The sequence below is a fragment of the Oleiphilus sp. HI0117 genome (genome assembly GCF_001635235.1).
Genome location: NZ_LWGA01000546.1, coordinates 1 through 546 on the forward strand (window position 1 = coordinate 1; position 546 = coordinate 546).

1 protein-coding gene is annotated in these 546 nt (G+C 48.4%); it reads right to left on the reverse strand.

Translation table 11 applies throughout. The features are described from left to right. A partial coding sequence (locus A3757_RS26510) for an Ig-like domain-containing protein (protein WP_369819537.1) occupies positions 1-492 on the reverse strand: 492 nt, incomplete at its 3' end. Positions 493-546: the final 54 nt, after the last annotated feature.

Genomic DNA, 546 nt, shown 5'->3' on the forward strand with positions numbered 1-546 from the left:
GTTTATATCTGAAAGCTGAACGGTAATGACGCTCGTGTCCAGGCCACTTGCTGGCAGGCTAGCAGTATCGGCATTGATGCGAGAGGTCGCTATGGAAGGCGTATCTGCAATCAAGGAGACAGCCGCTGTATCGCTAACGGTTGCACCATCAAGTGTTGCGCTGATAGTTGCTGTGCCAATACTAATAGGTGCGGTAAGCGTTGCGCTGTAGCTACCATCTCCATTGTCGGTGCTTGTGCTTATGGACCCCGCTGTCGTGAAAAATAACACTGTTTGGCCGCTTACTGCCGTTGGTCTGTTGCTTAGGTCGTAGCCATCCAGAGTGATTGTAGTGGTGGCACTACCATTGGCGACGATGCTTGCATTATTTGCAGAGATAAGTGAAAAATTTGCGTTGGCAGGAAGTTGATCAGGCCCGGAGTCTTGTATGTGTGAATACGTTGTGGAGGCATAATCTTGCTGAAGGTCAAAGCCGCTTTCCTGGAAAAACAGGTGAGCTTAAATTAGAAAGTTGCCACTCGGTTCATCTAACTGATATGAAACACT